This window comes from Sulfitobacter aestuarii, assembly GCF_042685005.1.
Lineage (GTDB): Bacteria > Pseudomonadota > Alphaproteobacteria > Rhodobacterales > Rhodobacteraceae > Sulfitobacter > Sulfitobacter aestuarii.
The window spans coordinates 1-2758 of sequence record NZ_JBHUMP010000053.1 but is presented as its reverse complement, the minus strand read 5'-3'; the positions used below and the strand labels follow the sequence as shown (position 1 = coordinate 2758).

Sequence of the window (2758 nt, the reverse complement as noted above, 5' to 3'; positions counted from 1 at the left end):
GTAAGCCTCCGGCGGCGGCCGTCTGATTTCGGGATCGATCCGATGGTAAGTCCGACCTTATGTCCGACTTTATCAACCGCCCTCATATTGAAGTTCTTTCCGCTGCCGATGGTGATCGCCGCCGGTATTGGTCGGATGATGACAAACTGCGCATTGTGGAGGAAAGCTTTGTCGGCCACCGACAAGCGTCAGCCACGGCGCGGCGGCATGGCATTTGCCGGTCGCTGCTGACCACCTGGCGGCGGCAGTATCGAAACGGTGAGCTTGGTTCTTCTCGCCCGGTGTCGTTTGCGCCGGTGACCGTGACGAAGGCACCTGCGTCGAAGGCAAATCCGGTTGATCCCTGTTCATCTCCGAGCTGCACGGTTGAGATCGCCCTGCCGAATGGCCGCCGGCTCATCGTGCCGGAGGGCGTGGAGCCCGAAGCGCTTGCCCGGATCCTGGCAGTGGCGGACGGGCAATGATCGCGTTTCCGGCGGGTGTGAAGGTGTGGATTGCAGGCGGCGTCACCGATATGCGGCGAGGCATGAACACGTTGGCGCTGCAGGTGGAGGAAGGGATCGGCCGCGATCCCCATGCGGGCGAGATCTTCTGCTTCCGGGGCCGCAAAGGCGATCTGGTCAAGATCCTGTGGCATGATGGCGTGGGCATGTCGCTCTATCTGAAGCGCCTGGAAGCGGGCAAGTTCATCTGGCCAGTGAGCCGGTCCGGCGAAGCTGTGCAGATCTCGTCAGCGCAGTTGGGCTATCTTCTGGAGGGCATCGACTGGCGCAATCCACGCTGGACGCAACGCCCTGCAAAGGCTGGGTAAATTGCGTTGACAGGCCTATTTTTATTGGTTCTTCATGAGCCTGAGTGATAGACATTGGCCATGTCTGATGCCGTCTCCGAACTCGCCAAACTGCGCGCTGCCTTGGTCGCCGCCGAGACCCGTGCGGAGGTTGCGGAAAGCGAGCTGGCACAGTCCCGCGCGGTTGTGTCCTGCTCGGAGGCGATGATCCAGGAGCTCAAGCTCGAGATCGCCAAACTGCGCCGTGATAAATACGGCATCTCCTCAGAACGGCGCGCTCGGCTGATCGATCAGCTGGAACTGCAGCTTGAAGAACTGGAAGCGGCGGCCACCGAGGATGCCCTGGCCGCAGAACAAGCGACCGACAAAGCCATCACCACGGTGCGTGCCTTTACGCGCCGGCCACCTGTGCGCAAGCCGTTCCCCGAGCACCTGCCGCGCGAGCGGGTGATGATCGAAGCCCCTGATGCCTGCACCTGCTGTGGCTCGGACCGGATCGTGAAGATGGGCGAGGATGTCACCGAGACGCTGGAGGTGATCCCGCGGCAGTGGAAGGTGATCCAGACCGTGCGTGAGAAGTTCACCTGCCGGAGCTGCGAGAAGATAAGTCAGCCACCGGCCCCATTCCATGCGATCCCGCGCGGATGGGCCGGGCCCAGCCTGATCGCCATGCTCGTCTTTGAGAAGTATGGCCAACATCAGCCGTTGAACCGGCAGGCAGAGCGCTTTGCCCGTGAAGGTGTAGAACTGAGCTTGTCGACTCTGGCTGACCTGGTCGGACACGCGACTGTCGCGTTGCAGCCGATCCACGCCCTGATCGAGACCCACGTGCTTGCCGCCCACCGCCTGCATGGCGACGATACCACTGTGCCGCTACTGGCGCGGGGCGGTGCGAGAAAGGCCCGGCTCTGGACCTATGTGCGCGAGGACCGGCCCTGGAATGGCGGCGCGCCACCGGCTGCGCTCTTCCGCTTCTCCCGCGATCGCGCGGCAACCAATCCCAATCAGCACCTCTCCGGTTGGCGAGGGGTGCTGCAGGCCGACGCCTATGGCGGATACAACGATCTCTATCGCGCCAACCGAGATGCGGGACCGGTGACCAGCGCGCTATGCTGGGCACATGCGCGCCGGAAGTTCTTCGAACTGGCGGATATTGCCGGGAATGTCCGCAAGGGCAAACCCGCCCATCAGATCTCGCCGGTCGCACTGGAAGCCGTGAAGCGGATCGACGCCATCTTCGACATCGAGCGCGAGATCAACGGGCTGGATTCCGATGCCCGGCTTGCCACCCGCCGGGAACTGTCCCGTCCCCTGGTGAACAGCCTCCATAACTGGCTTCTGGCAGAGCGCGCGAGACTGTCCAGGCACAACAATGTGGCCAAGGCGATCAACTACATGTTCGAGAAGGACGGCCGTTGGCAGGCCTTCACGGCCTTCCTCGATGATGGGCGCATCTGCCTGACGAACAATGCGGCCGAACGCGCGCTGCGCGGCGTGGCTCTGGGCAGAAAGTCGTGGCTCTTCGCCGGCTCCGAGCGCGGCGGTGAGCGGGCCGCCGCCATGTATACCCTCATCGTCACCGCGAAAATGAACGACATCGACCCGCAGGCCTGGCTCGCCGATGTCCTCGCCCGGTTACCCGACATACCCGTCTCGCGCATGCATGAACTTCTGCCCTGGAACTGGAAAACCCGGTCCCTCGCCGAGGCGGCTTGATCTTGCAGCTCAACAAGGTGCATTCCGTCAAGACCATCGACCGCGTTGCTGCCGAGCTCGGAGAAACTATCGATCAAATCTTCGATCTCGCCATTGATATGGAGACCGAAGATGGCGTGATCTGGGTCTACGGCCCTGGCGACGACAGCGTCATCGCATTCACTCCGTTCGGTATCGAAAACCTGAGAGAACTCATCGAAATGGACCGTGAGCGCGCGCACTGACCGCGCACGGCCCACGCCGGATGCTTAC

4 protein-coding genes are annotated in these 2758 nt (G+C 62.6%); all 4 read left to right on the top strand.

The window, feature by feature from the left end:
* Positions 1-59 precede the first annotated feature (59 nt).
* The 4 genes from tnpA to ACFSUD_RS19460 are packed head-to-tail and all read left to right on the top strand — an operon-like array spanning position 60 to position 2730.
* A complete protein-coding gene (tnpA, locus tag ACFSUD_RS19475) occupies positions 60-464 on the top strand; it encodes an IS66-like element accessory protein TnpA (RefSeq protein WP_386376164.1) in 405 nt (134 codons plus the stop codon).
* Positions 461-811 (top strand): IS66 family insertion sequence element accessory protein TnpB, encoded by a 351-nt coding sequence (gene tnpB / locus ACFSUD_RS19470; protein WP_386376163.1) that lies wholly within the window; start codon positions 461-463, stop codon positions 809-811. Before tnpA ends, tnpB begins: the two co-directional genes overlap by 4 nt.
* Before the next feature lie 60 nt (positions 812-871).
* A complete protein-coding gene (gene tnpC, locus ACFSUD_RS19465) occupies positions 872-2506 on the top strand; it encodes an IS66 family transposase (RefSeq protein ID WP_386376162.1) in 1635 nt (544 codons plus the stop codon).
* Positions 2507-2508: 2 nt separating this feature from the next.
* Positions 2509-2730, top strand: a complete 222-nt coding sequence (locus tag ACFSUD_RS19460; protein ID WP_386376161.1) for a hypothetical protein — start codon at positions 2509-2511, stop codon at positions 2728-2730.
* Positions 2731-2758 lie beyond the last annotated feature (28 nt).